Source organism: Bacillus sp. AY2-1, assembly GCF_008368965.1.
Lineage (GTDB): Bacteria > Bacillota > Bacilli > Bacillales > Bacillaceae_G > Bacillus_A > Bacillus_A thuringiensis_S.
The window spans coordinates 33,169-52,906 of sequence record NZ_QPEL01000078.1 but is presented as its reverse complement, the minus strand read 5'-3'; the positions used below and the strand labels follow the sequence as shown (position 1 = coordinate 52,906).

Below are 19,738 nucleotides of genomic sequence, written 5' to 3'. Positions count from 1 at the left end.
GAAACATTAAAATACTTTATCTGAAAAATAAAAAAAGATTGACAAGTTTATTGAGAAACATTATCATTTCGGTGTAAGATAGTAAATGAAAAACATTATCAATAAAATAGATTTTAAAGTAATGCGCACTTGACCAATTAGTTTAGTAAGTGTATTATTTTTTACAACGCTGATGATAATGAAAATCAATATCATTATTATTAGTGTTACTTAATGAAATTAATGTTTATGTGAAAGGATAGAGAAAATGAACTTAGGGGAATTTGATGGGAAAACAGTTTTAGTAACAGGTGCAGCACAAGGCATAGGCAGTGTCGTTGCCGAAATGTTTTTAGAAAGAGGAGCCACAGTTATTGCGGTTGATCAAAATGAAGAGGGGTTAAATGTACTCTTAAATCAAAATGAATTAAATAAAACACGTATGAAAACGTTTCGTTTAGATGTGAGTGATAGCACTGCTGTTGAAGACATTGTAAATCATATTGCAAATGAAATAGCGCCAATAGATATTTTAGTAAACGTTGCAGGGGTTTTACGTATGGGAGCAATTCATTCGTTAAGTGATGAAGATTGGAATAAAACATTCTCTGTAAATACTACAGGGGTTTTCAATATGTCCCGAGCGGTAAGTAAAAATATGATGTTAAGAAAATCAGGGGCAATTGTTACAGTCGGTTCAAATGCGGCAAATACGCCGAGAATGGAGATGGCTGCGTATGCTGCGTCAAAGGCTGCAACAACGATGTTTATGAAGTGTTTAGGATTAGAGCTTGCAGCATACAATATACGCTGCAACTTAGTTTCTCCAGGTTCTACTGAAACTGAGATGCAAAGATTACTATGGGCTGATGAGAATGGAGCTAAAAATATAATTGCTGGTTCTCAAAATACATATAGACTCGGAATTCCATTACAAAAAATTGCACAACCTTCAGAAGTTGCTGAAGCAGTGTTATTTTTAGCTTCAGATAGAGCAAGTCATATTACAATGCACAATTTATGTGTCGATGGCGGTGCTACGTTAGGAGTTTAATAAAAATTCAGGAGGTTATTATATTATGAGTGAACATACAGCTGTAAAGGAATTGTCAGAAAAACTTTTAGAAGATTATAAGACTGAATCTTCGTTCTTTTTTGCTTCACCAACTCGAACGATATTAGCAGAAGGAGAGTTTACTACAGTAAAGCATCGTGAAATTGAAAGTTTCCCAGAGCTTGTGCAAGCGACATTAAGTAATGCGAAACAAGCTGGAAATCCAAATCCTATTGTTATGGGTGCTTTGCCATTTGATCGTAGAAAAGAAGTCCAACTTATCGTACCAGAATATAGTAGAATTTCTGAGCGTTTACAATTGGATACAACCAATCAGCTTGAAACAAATGAGAACGTAACATTTGAAATGACGCCAGTACCAGAACCTGAAGTTTATATGAATGGTGTGAAGCAAGGAATTAAAAAAATACAGGACGGTGATTTGAAGAAAATCGTTCTATCTAGATCGTTAGATGTTAAATCTTCCGAAAAGATTGATAAGCAAAAACTTTTGCGAGAATTAGCAGAGCATAATAAGCATGGTTATACATTTGCTGTAAATTTACCGAAAGATGAAAAAGAGAACAGTAAGACGCTAATTGGAGCAAGCCCTGAATTACTTGTTTCACGTAATGGTATGCAAGTTATTTCTAACCCGTTAGCTGGTTCAAGGCCACGTAGTGAGGACCCAGTAGAAGATAAAAGAAGAGCAGAGGAATTACTTTCTTCGCCAAAAGATTTACATGAACATGCGGTAGTAGTTGAAGCGGTTGCCGCTGCACTTCGTCCGTATTGTCATACATTACATGTTCCAGAAAAGCCATCAGTTATTCATAGTGAAGCGATGTGGCATTTGTCTACAGAAGTGAAAGGTGAACTTAAGGATCCAAATACTTCTTCTTTACAATTAGCAATTGCCCTTCATCCTACGCCAGCAGTTTGCGGAACTCCGATGGAAAAAGCAAGAGAGGCTATACAGCATATTGAGCCATTTGACCGCGAGTTCTTTACAGGAATGCTAGGATGGAGCGATTTAAATGGAGATGGAGAATGGATTGTTACAATTCGTTGTGCTGAAGTACAAGAAAATACACTTCGTTTATATGCAGGAGCTGGAGTTGTTGCTGAGTCAAAACCAGAAGATGAGTTAGCAGAAACATCAGCTAAGTTCCAAACAATGCTAAAAGCTTTAGGGTTAAGAGATAGTTCACTTAATGAAAAATAGGGGGAAGAAAGAATGCTAGTAGGTTATACAGAATGGCCAAAAGAATTTGCCGATCGTTACCGAGAAGCAGGATGTTGGCTTGGTGAAACATTTGGAGGAGTGTTAAGAGAGCGAGCTGAGAAATATGGAGATCAAATCGCGGTTGTAAGCGGTAAGACGCATGTAACGTACAGTGAACTTGATAAAAAGGTAGATCGTTTAGCAGCAGGTTTACTGAATTTAGGAATAAAGAAAGAGGACAGAGTTGTAATCCAGTTACCTAACATTATCGAGTTTTTCGAAATATGTTTTGCACTATTTCGAATTGGAGCGCTTCCTGTCTTTGCACTGCCTTCACATCGAAGTAGTGAAATTAGTTATTTTTGTGAGTTTGGTGAGGCGAGCGCTTACGTTATTTCAGATAAGGCCCTCGGTTTTGATTATCGAAAACTAGCAAGAGAAGTGAAAGAGAAAGTGCCAACTTTACAACATGTAATTGTAGTGGGAGAAGAGGAAGAGTTTGTGAACATAAATGATCTGTATATGGATCCTATCTCATTGCCAGAAGTTCAGCCCAGTGATGTTGCATTTCTCCAATTATCAGGAGGGACAACAGGTCTTTCTAAATTAATTCCTAGAACACATGATGACTATATTTATAGTTTACGTGTTAGCGCTGAAATTTGTAATTTGAATGCAGAAAGCGTCTATATGACAGTTCTTCCAGTAGCACACAATTATCCAATGAGTTCTCCAGGAACATTTGGAACTTTCTATGCGGGTGGAAAAGTGGTATTGGCAACTGGTGGTAGCCCAGATGAGGCATTTGCTCTTATCGAAGAAGAAAAAGTTACAATTACAGCGCTCGTTCCGCCATTAGCAATGATTTGGCTTGATGCTGCATCTTCTCGTAATGCCGATTTATCGAGCCTAGAGGTTATTCAAGTAGGTGGTGCTAAGTTTAGTGCTGAGGTTGCAAAACGTATACGCCCTACATTTGGATGTACGTTACAGCAAGTATTCGGTATGGCGGAAGGATTAGTGAACTATACAAGATTAGACGATCCGGAAGAAATTATTATTCATACACAAGGTAGACCAATGTCTGCACACGATGAAGTACGAGTTGTTGATGAAAATGACAACGATGTAAAACCTGGCGAAGTAGGTAGTTTATTAACACGAGGTCCATATACAATTCGTGGTTACTATAAAGCCGAAGAGCATAATGCACGATCATTTACAAAGGATGGATTTTATCGCACAGGAGATCTTGTAAAAGTAAATGAACAAGGATACATCATTGTAGAAGGAAGAGATAAAGATCAAATTAACCGTGGTGGTGAGAAAGTTGCTGCGGAAGAAGTTGAAAATCATCTATTAGCACACGATGCGGTTCATGACGTAGCAATTGTATCTATGCCTGACGATTATTTAGGTGAACGCACCTGTGCTTTTGTTATAGCTCGCGGACAAGTTCCAACTGTAAGTGAATTAAAAATGTTTTTAAGAGAACGTGGTATAGCGGCTTATAAAATTCCAGATCGAATTGAATTTATTGAATCATTCCCGCAAACAGGAGTCGGAAAAGTCAGCAAAAAAGAACTACGTAAAGTCATTGCTGAAAAACTTATTACAGTAAAACAATAATAAAAACCGGAAGGAAGTGATTAGATGGCTATCCCATCTATTTCAGTATATAAAATGCCAATTGAATCAGAACTACCAAAAAATAAAGTGAATTGGACACCAGATCCGAAACGTGCAGTACTTTTAATTCATGACATGCAAGAATATTTTCTTGATGCATATAGCGATAAAGAATCACCAAAAGTAGAACTTATTTCAAATATTAAAATGATAAGAGAAAAATGTAAGGAACTTGGTATACCAGTTGTTTATACAGCACAACCTGGTGGGCAAACGTTAGAACAACGAGGTTTATTACAAGACTTTTGGGGTGACGGTATTCCTGCTGGACCGGATAAAAAGAAAATTGTTGATGAACTTACTCCTGATGAAGATGATATATTCCTAACAAAATGGAGATATAGTGCATTTAAAAAGACAAATCTATTAGAAATTTTAAATGAACAAGGAAGAGATCAACTTATTATTTGCGGTATTTATGCGCATATTGGCTGTCTTTTAACAGCTTGTGAAGCATTTATGGATGGTATAGAGCCCTTCTTTGTAGCAGATGCAGTTGCTGATTTTTCACTAGAGCATCATAAACAAGCATTGGAGTATGCATCTAATAGATGTGCAGTAACGACATCAACAAACCTACTGTTAAACGATTTGCAAAGTGTAAAAGGTGATGAGAGTGAAGGAATCACTATACAGGAAGTGCATGAACTAGTTGCACAACTACTTCGTGAGCCAATAGAAAGTATTGATTTTGATGAGGACTTATTAAATAGAGGACTTGATTCGGTCAGAATTATGAGTTTAGTAGAGAAGTGGCGTCGTGAAGGGAAAGAAATCACTTTTGCAGATTTAGCAGAACATCCAACTGTTGCAGGTTGGTACAGTTTACTATCTTCACAAACAGCACAGGTGCTGTAACAAATAGACTACATAATAAAGGGGTAGTAAAGAATGCCTAACAGTCAAAAGATTCGTCATTCGTTATCATCTGCGCAGTCTGGTATGTGGTTTGCGCAACAATTAGATCCGCTTAACCCAATTTATAATACTGGGGAATATGTAGAAATAAACGGAAATATTCATCAAGAAATTTTCGAATTAGCTGTACGTAAAGTTGTAATAGAAGCAGAAGCACTTCATGTTCGCTTCGAAGAGGATGAAATTGGCCCATGGCAAGTTATTGAAGAATCACAGTTTTATATGCATTTTATTGACGTTCGTAAAGAAGAAAACCCTGAAGAAGCTGCTAAAGTATGGATGAAAAATGATTTATCTATGCCCGTCGATTTGAAAAAAGATATTTTATTTACGGAAGCACTTATTCAAGTTGAAAATAATCGTTTCTTTTGGTATCAGCGCATCCATCACATTGTGATGGATGGCTATGGATTTTCACTTCTTAGCCAAAAGGTAGCGAATGAGTATACATCACTTATAGAAGAAACAAACAAGAATGAAAAGCCATTTGGTTCTCTTACAAAAGTTGTACAAGAAGATATTGAGTATCGTGAGTCTAAACAATTTCAGGAAGATCGTACTTTTTGGTTAGAAAAGTTTGCTGATGAACCAGAAGTTGTAAGCTTGGCAGAACGAGCACCGAGAACATCAAATGGATTTTCACGAGAAACAGCTTATTTATCTAGTTCTAGCACGAAAACTTTACTAGAAGATATCAATATTTCGTTAACAAGTTGGCCGGAATTCATTGTCGCTGTAACAAGTATTTATATGCATAAATTAACAGGTGAAAATGATATTGTTTTAGGTTTACCGATGATGGGGCGTCTAGGTTCTGTATCTATTCATACACCAAGTATGGTAATGAATTTAGTACCACTGCGTCTCACTGTAACTCCAAATATAACTCTTGCGGAATTATTGCAGCAAGTTTCTAAAGAAATCCGAGATGTACGTCGTCATCATAAATACCGTCACGAGGAATTAAGAAGAGACTTAAAGTTACTAGGTGAAAATCAAAGGTTGTTTGGACCGTTAGTGAATGTTATGCCTTTTGATTACGGGCTTAATTTTGCTGGAAATCGTGGTATTACGCATAACTTATCAGCAGGACCTGTAGATGATTTATCGATAAATGTATATAAACGTTTTGATCAAAATGAGCTAATGATTCATTTTGATGCGAATCCCGAAGTATATAATGGCGCGGAGCTAGCATTGCATAAAGAAAGATTTATGAATCTATTTGAATTAGTAATAAAGAATTATGAGAAAAACGAGTCGATTGGAAAAATAAATATTACTCTGCCTGAAGAAAATCATAAGGTTTTATTGGAATGGAATGAAACGAAGGAAGATGATGAGTTAATCAGTCTACCTATATCATTTGAAAAACAAGTGCAAAAAAATCCAAATAAACTAGCGATTACTTGTGACGGTATAAACCTTACGTATAAAGAGCTAAATGAACGAGCGAATGAACTAGCACATTATTTAGTAGAAGAAGGAATACGACCAAATCAGTTTGTAGCTTTAGTATTCCCTAGATCAATAGAAATGGTAGTTAGTATGCTAGCAGTCTTAAAGGCTGGTGCAGCATATTTACCAATAGATCCAGAATACCCAGCAGAAAGAGTTAATTATATAGTAGATGATGCAAAACCAGTTTGTATCATAACACATTCATCTGTTTCATCTAAGTTAGTTATAGAAAATGGTATGAAAAAAATTGTATTAGATGGCGAAGAAACGAAACTAGCGTTACATACATATTCTCGTATGAATATAGCATGTAAGAATGATGTATTACTTTTAAACCCAGCCTATACAATATATACTTCAGGCTCAACAGGAAACCCAAAAGGTGTAATTGTTCCTATGAGAGGTTTAAGTAACTTTTTAATGGCTATGCAACAAAAATTTTCGTTAAATGAAAATGATCATTTATTAGCAGTTACAACTTTTGCGTTTGATATTTCTGCTCTAGAAATTTATTTACCTCTTATTAGTGGTGCAAGTTTAACAATTGCGCAAAAAGAAGACATACAAGAGCCTTCTGCATTAACGACACTTTTACAAGAAGAAAGAGTGACCGTTATGCAGGCTACACCGACGCTTTGGCAGGCGTTAGTAACTGATTATCCAGAGAAGCTACAAGGGCTAAACATACTTGTTGGTGGTGAAGCTCTTCCAGCGCATTTAGCAAATAAATTAAAAGAATTAGGTTGCTCAATAACTAATTTATATGGACCAACTGAAACGACGATTTGGTCTACTTTCATGAACATTGATGAAAGTGAAAAGGGTATACCTCCTATTGGAAAGCCAATTTCCAATACAGAAGTGTATGTATTGGATGCAGGGTTACAACCAGTTCCACCTGGAGTTATTGGTGAATTATATATTGCAGGGGAAGGACTTGCAAGCGGATATTTAGGAAAACCTGAGTTAACAGCTGAACGGTTTGTTGCAAATCCTTATGGAGAATCAGGGAAGCGCATGTACCGTACAGGAGATCTTGTGAAATGGCGTAGTGATGGTGCGTTAGAGTACATTAGTCGCGCAGATCATCAAATTAAAATTCGTGGATTCCGAATTGAATTAGCTGAAATTGAAACGGTATTACAACGACATGAAAATATTCAACAAGCGGTAGTAATGGTACGAGAAGATCGTCCAAATGATAAACGCATCATTGCATATATCATTGCAGAAGAAAAGGAACCGATTAATCTTTCAGAAATTCGTTCTTATGTTTCAGAAAGTTTAGCGAATTATATGATACCATCGGCATTTGTTGTGCTAGAAGAATTACCATTAACGCCAAATGGTAAGGTTGACAGAAAGAAATTACCTGCGCCTAATTTTAATGGAATGAACAATGAGAGGGTTGCTAGAAATCCGAAAGAAGAAATATTATGTGATTTATTTGCAGAAGTACTTGGTGTTTCTCGAATTAGTATTGATGATAATTTCTTTGAAATGGGTGGACATTCCCTTCTTGCATCTCGTTTAATGGCAAGAATTCGTGAAACGTTAAGTGTGGAATTAGGTATCGGGAAACTATTTGAATCACCAACTGTTGCCGAACTGGCGAAACAATTAAACCATGCAAAAAGTGCAAGACCAGCTATTCAGAAAGCAAGTAGGCCAAATGAAGTTCCACTTTCATTTGCACAGCGCAGGTTATGGTTCTTAAATTGTTTAGAAGGTCCAAGTCCTACTTATAATATTCCGCTAGTCATTCGTATGAATGGAATATTGAATGAGGAAGCATTACAAGGTGCTTTTTATGATGTAGTTGAGAAACATGAAACACTTAGAACAATTTTCCCTAACGTATTAGGTAGTTCCTATCAGAAAATTTTAGATATGGAAAACTTAAATCTAGAAATGATTATAACAAAAACATGTAAAGATGAATTAGAAAGTGTACTTTCAGAGGCGGTAAGATATAGTTTTAACCTCGATATTGAGCCGGCAGTTCGTTTGCAACTTTTTACAGTGAGTGAAAACGAACATGTATTATTAATTTTATTACATCATATTGTAGGTGATGGCTGGTCATTACAGCCGTTAACGAGAGATTTTACAGCGGCGTATAAAGCACGATGTCAAGGTGACAGAGTTCAGCTGGAGACACTTCCAGTTCAATACGCAGATTATGCACTTTGGCAACAACAATTGCTAGGTGATGAAACGACACCAGAGAGTCTTATTTCAACACAATTAGATTTTTGGAAAGAAGAACTTAAAGGTTTACCAGATCAAATGGAGTTACCTACAGATTTCCAGCGTCCAATTGAGACGAGTTACCGCGGGGAAACAATTCATTTTCATATAGATGAAGGTATGCATAGTAGGTTAGTAGAGCTTGCACGTAAAAATGGAGTTAGTTTGTTTATGGTGTTACAAGCAGGGCTTAGTGCACTATTTACAAGATTAGGTGCAGGCACTGATATACCAATTGGAAGTCCCATTGCTGGAAGAAATGATGATGTACTTTCAGATATTGTTGGTTTATTTGTAAATACATTAGTGTTACGTACAAATACTTCAGGAGATCCAAGTTTTAAAGAATTATTAAATAGAGTGAAGCAGGTAAATCTTGCAGCTTATGAAAATCAAGATGTTCCATTTGAAAGGCTTGTTGAAGTGTTAAATCCAGTACGTACTCGAAACAGCCACCCGTTGTTTCAGGTTATGTTAGCTTTTCAAAATACACCAGAAGCAACGTTTCATGTACCAGGTTTAGAAGCGAGCCTTGAAATTCAAAGCGTCGGTTCTGCAAAATTTGATTTAACATTTGAAATTAGTGAGAGTAACGGGGATGATGGTACTCCGAACGGTTTACATGGATTACTAGAGTTTAGTACCGATTTATATAAACGTGAAACGGTTCAAAAACTAATAGAACGATTCATTTTGTTATTAGATGATGCGGCGACAAATCCGGATCAATCCATTGGCAGATTAGAAATATTAACTTTAGCAGAGAAAAATACAGTATTAGAAAAGTGGAATGGTGGTTTTCAAATTGCACCAGAAATGACATTGCCACAATTATTTGAAAAACAGTCTCATATAAATCCAAATTCTATTGCTGTTGTCTTTGAAGATAAGAAATTAACTTATGAAGAGTTAAATAGAAAAGCAAATAAAATAGCTCGATTCCTAATAGCAAAAGGGATTGGTCCTGATCAACTCGTTGCTTTAGCGATGCCAAGATCATTAAACATGGTGGTAAGCTTATTAGCTGTTCTTAAAGCGGGTGCTGGATACCTTCCGTTAGATCCAGATTACCCAGCAGATCGTATTTCATTTATGCTACACGATGCGAAACCATCATGTGTTTTAACGAATTCAGAAGTGGAAATTGAATGTGACGAGGCACTAAAAGTTTTAGTTGATGATGTGAAAGTAATAGCAGAAGTTGAGAAATATAGTGAAGACAATATTGATGAAGTGGAACGAATTAAGCCATTATCTCCATCACATATTGCTTACGTTATTTATACATCAGGCTCAACGGGTAGACCGAAAGGCGTTATGATACCTCATCAAAATGTAGTAAGACTTTTAGGGGCAACTGATCATTGGTTCCAGTTTGACGGAAACGATGTTTGGACGATGTTCCATTCATACGCTTTTGATTTCTCGGTTTGGGAAATTTGGGGACCTTTATTATACGGAGGGCGTTTAGTTGTAGTGCCACATACTGTAAGTCGCTCGCCGAAAGAATTTTTACAGCTTCTTGTTAAAGAAAAGGTTACGGTTTTAAATCAAACTCCATCAGCGTTCTATCAATTGATGCAAGCAGATCGTGAAAATGAAGAGATTGGCCAAAAATTATCTTTACGATATGTTGTTTTTGGAGGAGAAGCACTTGAGCTAAGTCGCTTAGAAGATTGGTATAGTCGACATCCTCATAATGCACCAAAGCTTATTAATATGTACGGTATTACGGAGACGACAGTGCATGTTAGTTATATTGAATTAGATGAAACTATCGTCTCTTTACGAGCAAATAGTTTAATTGGGTGCAGTATACCTGACCTTAAAGTGTATGTGTTAGACAACTATTTACAACCAGTGCCACCTGGAGTAGTTGGAGAAATGTATGTTGCAGGTGCAGGGCTTGCGCGTGGATATTTAGGAAGAGCAGGATTAACGGCAGAACGCTTTATCGCAGATCCATTTGGCAAGCCAGGTACAAGAATGTATCGTACAGGAGACTTAGCTCGCTGGCGTAAAGATGGGACGCTAGATTATATAGGACGTGCAGATCATCAAATAAAAATTCGTGGATTCCGAATTGAATTAGGAGAAATAGAAGCAGTCATAATGAAGCACCCTAAAGTTGAGCAAGTAGCCGTTATTGTACGGGAAGATCAACCAGGGGATAAACGGTTAGTTTCTTATATCGTCGCATCAAATGATGAAGAGATTGATACGAATGAAATGCGTCAGTTTGCTAGTGGTAGTTTACCAGATTATATGGTTCCATACGCTTTTGTAGTAGTAAATGAGTTACCTTTAACTCCAAACGGTAAATTAGATAGAAAGGCATTGCCAGCTCCAGAATTTATCGCATCATCTTCTAGTCGTGGTCCAAGAACACCGCAAGAAGAAATGTTATGTGACTTGTTTACAGAAGTGCTAAGTGTACCTCAAATTGGAATTGATGACGGATTTTTTGATCTTGGTGGGCATTCACTCCTTGCAGTACAGCTTATGAGCCGCATTAAAGAGGCGCTTGGAGTGGAACTAAACATTGGCACTTTATTTGCAGCACCGACTGTTGCAGGGTTAGCTGAAAGACTTGAGATGGGGAATGGTCAAAGTGCACTTGATGTGTTGCTTCCATTACGAGCAAGCGGGGATCAATTACCACTATTTTGTGTACATCCAGCAGGTGGATTAAGTTGGTGCTATGCAGGACTTATGAAATCTTTAGGAACAGATTATCCAATCTATGGTGTACAAGCACGTGGTATTGCTAAAAATGAAGAACTTCCAAAAACTTTAGAGGAGATGGCGGCGGATTACTTGAAACACGTTCGTGAAGTACAGCCTCATGGACCATATCGTTTACTAGGCTGGTCGCTTGGAGGAAATGTTGTGCATGCAATGGCGGCGCAACTACAAAATGGAGGGGAAGAAGTAGAATTACTCGTTATGCTTGATTCTTATCCTGGACACTTCTTACCGAATACGGAAGCGCCTACTGAAGAGGAAGCGTTAATAGCATTACTTGCTTTAGGCGGATATGACCCAGATAACATGGATGGTAAACCACTTACAATGGAAAGTGCAGTTGAAATCCTTCGTAAAGATGGAAGTGCATTAGCAAGTCTTGAAGAAGAGACTATATTGAATTTGAAAGAAACATATGTAAATTCAGTAGGGTTGTTAGGGAAGTATGTACCGAAAGTTTATAACGGAGATATCTTATTCTTTAGATCTACTGTTATACCAGATTGGTTTGATCCTATTTCTCCAAATACGTGGCTAAATTATTTAGACGGGCAAATTGTGCAGCACGATATTGATTGTAGACATAAAGATCTATGTCAGCCAGGTCCACTCACGGAAATTGGACAAGTATTAGCGAAATATTTGCAGAATAAGAAAGGGGTAAGTAGAGTATGACGAATCCATTTGAAAATGATAATTACACATATAAAGTATTAATAAATGAGGAGGGCCAGTATTCTCTCTGGCCTGCTTTTCTCGATGTACCTATTGGCTGGAATGTCGTATATGAAGAAGCTAGTAGGCAGAGCTGCTTAGAATATGTTGAATATAACTGGAAAGATTTGAATCCGAAAAGTAATCAAGTTCGCGAAAAAACATTAGCAGGAAAACGATAATGAAAGCAAAACTAAATCCAAAAGTAGTTGTAAGTATCGTGTATATAACTGCGATGTTTATGGCTGCGATGGACGCAACGATTGTAAATGTAGCACTGCAAACGATAAGTAGAGAACTACAAGTACCTGCATCTGCAATGGGGACGGTTAATGTTGGGTATTTAGTTAGTTTAGCTGTTTTCCTTCCGATTTCTGGTTGGTTAGGAGATCGTTTTGGGACGAAAAGAGTATTTTTAATTGCTCTTTTCGTATTTACAATCGCTTCTGCTTTATGCGGAATGGCTAACGATATTACTTCATTGAATATTTTTCGTATCATTCAAGGTGCTGGTGGAGGGCTTTTAACACCGGTCGGAATGGCGATGTTATTTCGAACATTTTCACCAAAGGAAAGACCGAAGATTTCCCGGTTCATTGTACTTCCAATTGCTGTAGCGCCAGCAGTTGGGCCTATCATCGGTGGTTTCTTTGTAGATCAAATGTCTTGGCGTTGGGCATTTTATATTAATGTACCGTTTGGAATCGTTGCATTGCTATTTGGACTTCTATTTTTAGCAGAGCATGTTGAAAAATCAGCTGGTCGCTTTGATTCTCTTGGCTTTATTTTATCAGCACCAGGATTTGCGATGCTCATATATGCACTCAGCCAGGGACCATCAAAAGGGTGGATTTCTCCAGAAATTATGAGTACCGGGGTAGCTGGGCTTGTATTCATTGCGTTGTTTATAATCGTAGAACTGAAAGTAAAGCAACCGATGTTAGATTTACGCTTATTAAAAGAACCAGTATTTAGAAAGATGAGCATTATATCATTATTTTCATCAGCTGGTTTATTAGGAATGTTATTTGTTTTTCCACTTATGTATCAAAATGTGATAGGAGTTTCCGCGCTAGAATCAGGACTTACGACATTTCCAGAGGCGATTGGATTAATGATTTCTTCACAAATTGTGCCATGGTCATATAAGAAATTAGGAGCTCGAAAGGTAATTTCTATTGGATTAATATGTACGGCGGTTATATTTGTTTTATTGAGTTTTGTAAATCACGATACGAATCCGTGGCAAATCCGGGCATTATTGTTTGGCATTGGTATTTTCTTAGGTCAATCTGTCGGTGCGGTTCAATTTTCTGCCTTTAACAATATCACGCCGCCTTCTATGGGGAGAGCGACTACTATATTCAATGTGCAAAATCGATTAGGTTCAGCAATAGGAGTAGCTGTTTTAGCTAGTATACTAGCTGGTTTTGGAAGTAATAACGTTCAATCCGATTTTTTACCATATCAAGCAGCATTAATTGGATCAGCAATATTTTTGCTTATAGCACTACTATTTTCTTTACGTATTTCCGATAAAGAGGTAATGTCAAAGAAGAAAGAAAAAACATTATCAGTATCAGAAAAAGAGAAAGTACTTGTCAATGAGTAACAATATACGTATGCTTTTTTATGAAAATTGATATTCGTTGAATAAAGGAGAGTTTACATGATAGAAAGTAAAGTTGTAGATTCTATTCCAACTTTGAATGAGAATGATTGTCAAATATGGTGGGCAAGAATTTCAGATTTACAATCATGGCATTACAATTTACTAAATAATATAGAGCGAGAGAAAGCAAATTCGTATCATCATTCGGCAGATCGAGCTCGTTTTATAATAGGTTGCGTAATTAGTAGATTAGTTCTCGGCAAGATACTTTCTATGTCACCAGTCCAAGTACCAATTGATCGAATGTGTTCCGTATGTAAATTGCAGCATGGAAGACCACAATTACCAGAAGGTATGCCGCAATTATCTGTTTCGCATTCAGGTGAGTGGGTTGTCGTTGCATTTACAAAATCTGCACCTGTTGGCATAGATGTAGAACAAATGAATCCAAATGTAGATGTTATGAAAATGGCAGAAGGTGTATTAACAGAGATTGAAATAGCACAAGTTATGAAACTGCCAAATGAACAGAAAATAGAAGGTTTTTTAACATATTGGACTCGAAAAGAAGCGGTGTTGAAAGCGACAGGTGAAGGACTAATGATTCCACCAGTACATATTACAGTATCAGCTCCAAATAATCCTCCAAGATTGTTAGTTTTTAAGGATAAGCAAGAGTTGGCAAATAATACAATGATGGAAGATGTAAGGCCTAGTTTAGATTATATGGCTTCTGTTGCAATATTCAGTAAGGAAGTGACTGAAATTACGCAATTAGACGCGGTAGCACTTTTAAATCTTAAATAAAAAATTATAGAAGAGGTGTTCCTCATGTTAGTGGCGGAAAATAGAAAGAATGAATTCACTTATAATATACAAGCAATTAAAAATATTTTATTTTCTGGAGATACATCATCCATTCACGCTTTAGAAAAGCTTTTAAATGATACAGTTCAGTTTGATGTTCTTGAACAAGAGGCACTTGGTAGACAGTACATTCCGAAAGAAGCAAAGAATTTCTTTGATAAAGATGGAACATTTCTTTACCGTGTATCTAATGTTAGTTATAAAGGTAAGGTTTTATCTGAAAATCTAATTTTTGCAGACACTTCGTTTTTACCGGACGCAATAAAGAGTGAATTAGAGAGTGGAAATATTCCTGTTGAAAAGCTTATAGAAAAGATGGAAGTAAGAAGAAACGTATTATATGAAGGATATCAGCCATCTGGAAATATTATCGAATTGTTTGATGGATGTTCTGTTACAGCGAATGTGTATCCAACTAGAAAGTATCAAATTGTAAGTAACTGCAAATGTGTATTTTATATTTGTGAAGTGTACCATGCAGAGAATATAAAGCAATTGCTTAAATGAAAACAAGAAACCAGCCTATAAAATGGCTGGTTTCTTGTTTATTTAACAGCTTCTTTTAATTCTTTACCTGCTTTAAATGCAGGAACTTTACCAGCTGCGATTTGAATTTCTTCGCCAGTTTGCGGATTACGTCCTGTACGAGCAGATCTTTCGCGCACTTCAAAAGTTCCAAATCCGATTAATTGAACTTTATCGCCAGATTGTAATGCATTAGCAATTGTGTCAAATACGGATTGTACAGCTGCAGAAGCGTCCTTTTGAGAAATATCAGCTGATTGTGCTACGTTTTTAATTAATTCTGTTTTGTTCATGTTTTCACCTCATAAAAAAATTTTTGGAATGAATGTTTTAGTATAATAGATAGTAAAGATAAAGCTATCACTATGATTAGAAAGAATACTATATAATTATGTTAATTTCGTTGCAAGAGACTGAATCCCTTCTATTATTTAGGGATTAATTAAGAATCGATGCATATAAAAAGCTTAAGTATGAGGATGAGGGGGAGTATAGGAATGATTTTTCGTGAAAAAAATGAGAAGGAAAGTATATTAATTCGTCAACATGATCATGGTTTTTTAGCTGGAGAGATTGCAAAGCATATAAAAGAGGACTTTTTTGAAGGTAAAACATATTTAAAAGAAACAGTTGATGCAATATATGAGCATGACAGAGGATGGATAGAGCTTGATAAAGTACCAATTTTGAATGATGCTAAAAATATTCCATATACATTTATGGATTGTCCAAGCCCATTACGTTTTGTTTTTTATACGATTGGTTTGAATGAAATTGAAAATTCTAATCCATACGGGGCATTGCTTTGCAGTAAACATTTTTTATCATTTCCACTAAACGAGGAAGATGAAGAGATGATGTCATTTTATAAACATGAATTAGAACGACAAAAAAGAATTTTGAAAACGTCAACAAAGGAACAGTTTGCGATGTTTGATAAACATTATAGATTATTAAAGTTTTGTGATGAACTTTCTTTATACGTATGTATGAATAAGCCTGGTGTAAAAAAGAAAGATGAAATTGATTTATTTAAAGATGGTTTTGAAGGAACAGAAATGTTTAATAGTAATGAGGAGAAACTTATTCAAGCTGAATGGGTAGACGAGGAAACAATTCGGATTACACCATTTCCATTTCAAACGGAATTTCATACGTATGTAAAATATAAAACGATAAATAAACAGGAAATGAAAGGAAAAGGGATTGCAAAGGCTGATAGAGAATCGGAAATGAAGAAACAAACCATTCGTTTCATACAATAAGGAGGTAATATAAATTGAAAGACTATATATTAAAACAGTGTGATTACCATGCTTGGGCTAATACTCGATTATTCAATCGATTAAAAGAGTTACCAAACTATGAGACAATTTTTAATGAGCAGATACAGAGTGTATTCCCATCCATTAAGGATACTTTTGTGCATATTTATATTACAGATCAAGTGTGGTTACACATATTGCATGGTAAAAGTATGAATGAAGCAATACAAGACCGAGAAGATTTACGAAAACAAATTGAAACTAAATCGTTACATGAATTAGAAAAAATGTTTGAAAACATGGCAAATCAATATAAAGACTTTTTAATTACAATACAAGACGTGAATGCTGTATTTGTTATTGAGAACCCATATGCAGGGGCATTAGAAACTTCAATTTTAGAGTTAGTACAACATGTCGTAAATCATGGTACATATCATAGAGGAAATATAACAGCGATGATTCGTCAACTTGGTCATTCGTCGACAATGATGGATTTTGTACTGTATTTACATATGGTTAAAAAGCAGGGAGAGTAATATAGTTTGTAAGAAGGAGAGGCTTTAATTATAGAAGTCTCTCCTTCTATTTTATTCCGCATTCATGGTAGATCGACTGATTAAAGTTTTCTTAAGAAGCTTTATTTTCTTGTAATTGCTTAGCGTATTGTACAGCCTTAAATGCATTGACTCTACCATTTTTCCAGTACGTACCTGTACCACTAATTTTATCAGAAGTTGACTCAATAATTTGGCGAATTTGTGTATTGCTATATCCTTGATTTGCTAAAAGAGCAGCGACTCCTGCAACATGAGGTGTTGCCATAGAAGTACCACTTAATGATTGATACGAGCTTCCTTTATAAGTGGAGTATATATTTGAACCTGGTGCTGCAACATCTACCCAGCTACCATAAGTAGAAAATGAAGATTTCTTATCTGCTTGATCTGTAGAAGCAACTGCAATTACTTCGCTGTAATAAGCAGGGTAATTAGCTTTTGTATTTCCAGCATTTCCAGCAGCTGCAACTATAACAGAGCCTTTATTCCATGCATATTGAACGGCTTGTTGTAATGCAGTACCACCATTTGGAGCTCCTAAACTTAAACTAATTACTTTTGCTCCCGAATCAGCAGCTTCTCGAATACCTTGCGCTACAGCATCAAGTGTACCACTTCCTTGATTATCTAATACGCGGACAGCATAAATTGAAGTTTGTGGGGCAACACCAGCAATTCCGACACTGTTATTCGTAAGGGCTCCAGTAATTCCAGCGCAATGTGTACCATGACCATTACCATCATCAGATGTATTGTCGTTATCAACATAATCATGCCCGTAAATTACTTTCGAAGCCAAATCAGGGTGTGAGCCTTGAACTCCTGTATCAATAATAGCTACTTTTACACCAGGATCACTTCGTTGGCTATCCCAAGCTTGTGGAGCTTGAATCTTTTGCAATCCATATTGATTTTTAAAATATGGGTCGTTCGGAGTCCAAAAGGCGTGAACGTAATAATTCGGTTCTGCATATTCTACATCTGGATTATTTTTATAACTCTTTATTTTTTCTTTTACAGTACCTTTCGAAAATTGAACGACTTCAAAACCTAACTTATCATCTTTAGATAAGACATTAGCTCCGACAGATTTATGAAAAGATTGCACGTTACTTAAAGATGCATTTTGCTTGAACTTAACGATTAATTGGTTAGGAACGTAATCAGTAGATGATGTTTCAGCGCTTGAAGTATTCGTGTTAAAGAAGAAACCACCAATAATAAATGATAAAACAGATAGGAAAACAATGATTTTGTTTTTCAAAAGATTTTTCCTCCCTTTTCTTGGATAAGTTTTTCAGCGACGCTTTAATGTCGCATTCCTTTTCAACTATATAGTTAGACCATACGATTTATGTCATTTATGTGAAAAACTTTTAGTGGAATAAAAAAGGGAAAGATTGATATAAATATATTTTTAATGATATTTACTGAGTAAGAAAACAAAAAAAGGAATGCTCATCATGTATGAGTCATTCCTTTTTTCAGAGATTAACTTGCCTGTTTTTTATGACTTTCTTTTAATTTCTCTGCATGTAAAAAGCGATTCGTTTCAGCGACAACAATACTACTTAATCCAATTAGACCAATTAAGTTTGGAATTGCCATAAGTCCATTTGCAATATCCGCAAATGTCCATACGATGCCTAATTTTAAATTCGCACCAATAGCAATCATGACGATAAAGATTGCTTTATAATATTTAACAGCACTTTCTCCAAATAAATAAGCCACGCATTTCTCTCCATAATACGACCAGCCTAAAATAGTAGAGTAGGCAAATAAAATAATTGCGATACCGAGAATCATACTACCAGCAGTACCGAATACAGATTGGAATGCAAGTGTTGTAGCTTCAACGCCAGTTTTACCTGATTTCCATGCACCTGTTGTAATTAATACAAGTCCTGTAATTGTACATACAATAAACGTATCTAGAAAAGTACCGGTCATAGAAACTAATGCTTGCTTTGCAGGTGAATCTGTTTTTGCAGCCGCCGCGGCAATAGGGGCACTCCCTAAACCAGCCTCGTTCGCAAATACACCGCGCGCCATTCCGATTTGAATAGCTGATGCAACTGTTGCTCCGATAAAACCACCAGCAGCTGCAGTACCAGTAAATGCACCAGAAAAAATAAGTGAAAATGCTTCTGGAATTTGATCGTAGTGAAAGAAAATAATAATAAGGCCAGCAATGATATAAAAGAAAGCTTTAATAGGAACGACATATCCCGTCACTTTCCCGATTTTTTTTACACCGCCTAAAATAACAATTGCGATTAAAAATGCCATTAGTATACCAGTTAAAGCAGGAGGGAAAGAGAAATTAATTCGCATTGCCTCTGCAACTGAATTAGATTGCACCATATTACCAATACCGAAAGAAGCAGTTGTACCGAATATAGCGAATAATACTGCTAGCCATTTCTTACCCAAACCACGTTCTAAATAATACATTGGCCCACCTGAATATTCACCATTTTCATTACTAACACGGTATTTCACTGCAAGTATTGCTTCAGCATACTTTGTTGCCATACCGAACAATGCGGTAATCCACATCCAAAATATTGCACCAGGTCCACCTATAGTAACAGCTGTTGCAACACCAGCGATATTTCCCATACCAATCGTTGCGGCCATAGCTGTCATAAGTGCTTGGAAGTGACTAATATCTCCAGAAGAAGAGGTATCTTCTGATTTTTTAAATGCTAGTTTGTGAGCGTATAATAGTTTACTAAACTGTAAACCTTTTAAACGCACTGTGAGAATGACACCAGTTCCAACGAGTAGCAACAAAGTTGGTAATCCCCACACGTATTGATTTAGTTGTTCTAATACTCTACTTAATGTCTCCATCTTTATTCTCCTTTT

Annotated in this window: 14 protein-coding genes; 11 read left to right on the top strand and 3 right to left on the bottom strand. The window is 36.3% G+C overall.

What is annotated here, in order from left to right; genetic code table 11:
* The first annotated feature begins 247 nt into the window (after positions 1–247).
* From dhbA to DN403_RS19570, 9 genes are read left to right on the top strand one after another with little or no spacing between them, the layout of a single operon-like run.
* On the top strand, positions 248–1,033 hold the full coding sequence (dhbA, locus tag DN403_RS19610) for a 2,3-dihydro-2,3-dihydroxybenzoate dehydrogenase (protein WP_001048419.1): 786 nt from the start codon (positions 248–250) through the stop codon (positions 1,031–1,033).
* Positions 1,034–1,058: 25 nt separating this feature from the next.
* The gene (gene dhbC / locus DN403_RS19605; protein ID WP_001289294.1) at positions 1,059–2,258 is read left to right on the top strand and encodes an isochorismate synthase DhbC; all 1,200 of its coding nucleotides are present in this window, start codon (positions 1,059–1,061) and stop codon (positions 2,256–2,258) included.
* Positions 2,259–2,270: 12 nt separating this feature from the next.
* Positions 2,271–3,887: a (2,3-dihydroxybenzoyl)adenylate synthase gene (locus DN403_RS19600; protein WP_000960115.1), complete on the top strand. Its 1,617-nt coding sequence runs from the start codon at positions 2,271–2,273 to the stop codon at positions 3,885–3,887.
* Between the two features lie 24 nt (positions 3,888–3,911).
* A complete protein-coding gene (locus tag DN403_RS19595) occupies positions 3,912–4,805 on the top strand; it encodes an isochorismatase family protein (RefSeq protein ID WP_001007261.1) in 894 nt (297 codons plus the stop codon).
* 33 nt (positions 4,806–4,838) lie between these two features.
* Positions 4,839–11,996 (top strand): amino acid adenylation domain-containing protein, encoded by a 7,158-nt coding sequence (locus tag DN403_RS19590; protein WP_001133919.1) that lies wholly within the window; start codon positions 4,839–4,841, stop codon positions 11,994–11,996.
* Positions 11,993–12,217 carry an MbtH family protein gene (locus DN403_RS19585; protein WP_000184057.1) on the top strand — a complete coding sequence of 75 codons (225 nt, stop codon included), beginning with the start codon at positions 11,993–11,995 and terminating at the stop codon, positions 12,215–12,217. Before DN403_RS19590 ends, DN403_RS19585 begins: the two co-directional genes overlap by 4 nt.
* Entirely contained in the window at positions 12,217–13,647 is a 1,431-nt protein-coding gene (locus DN403_RS19580) for an MDR family MFS transporter (RefSeq protein ID WP_000644938.1), read from the top strand. The genes DN403_RS19585 and DN403_RS19580 overlap by 1 nt, the downstream gene beginning before the upstream one ends.
* A gap of 57 nt (positions 13,648–13,704) precedes the next feature.
* On the top strand, positions 13,705–14,454 hold the full coding sequence (gene sfp / locus DN403_RS19575; protein WP_000573015.1) for a 4'-phosphopantetheinyl transferase Sfp: 750 nt from the start codon (positions 13,705–13,707) through the stop codon (positions 14,452–14,454).
* Positions 14,455–14,478: 24 nt separating this feature from the next.
* Positions 14,479–15,021: a hypothetical protein gene (locus tag DN403_RS19570; protein ID WP_000959120.1), complete on the top strand. Its 543-nt coding sequence runs from the start codon at positions 14,479–14,481 to the stop codon at positions 15,019–15,021.
* 38 nt (positions 15,022–15,059) lie between these two features.
* Here DN403_RS19570 and DN403_RS19565 read toward each other — a convergent pair whose 3' ends face one another.
* Positions 15,060–15,332, bottom strand: coding sequence for an HU family DNA-binding protein (locus DN403_RS19565; RefSeq protein ID WP_001043905.1), 273 nt, complete (start codon positions 15,330–15,332; stop codon positions 15,060–15,062).
* A gap of 204 nt (positions 15,333–15,536) precedes the next feature.
* On the opposite strand from DN403_RS19565, the gene DN403_RS19560 reads away from it, so the two are divergent.
* Positions 15,537–16,304, top strand: a complete 768-nt coding sequence (locus tag DN403_RS19560) for a DUF3891 family protein (RefSeq protein ID WP_000577289.1) — start codon at positions 15,537–15,539, stop codon at positions 16,302–16,304.
* A 14-nt stretch (positions 16,305–16,318) separates the two neighbouring features.
* A complete protein-coding gene (locus DN403_RS19555; protein ID WP_000656265.1) occupies positions 16,319–16,843 on the top strand; it encodes a DinB family protein in 525 nt (174 codons plus the stop codon).
* 91 nt (positions 16,844–16,934) lie between these two features.
* Here DN403_RS19555 and DN403_RS19550 read toward each other — a convergent pair whose 3' ends face one another.
* Positions 16,935–18,128, bottom strand: a complete 1,194-nt coding sequence (locus DN403_RS19550; RefSeq protein WP_000790929.1) for a S8 family peptidase — start codon at positions 18,126–18,128, stop codon at positions 16,935–16,937.
* Between the two features lie 227 nt (positions 18,129–18,355).
* The gene (locus tag DN403_RS19545; RefSeq protein WP_098437211.1) at positions 18,356–19,723 is read right to left on the bottom strand and encodes an alanine/glycine:cation symporter family protein; all 1,368 of its coding nucleotides are present in this window, start codon (positions 19,721–19,723) and stop codon (positions 18,356–18,358) included.
* Positions 19,724–19,738: the final 15 nt, after the last annotated feature.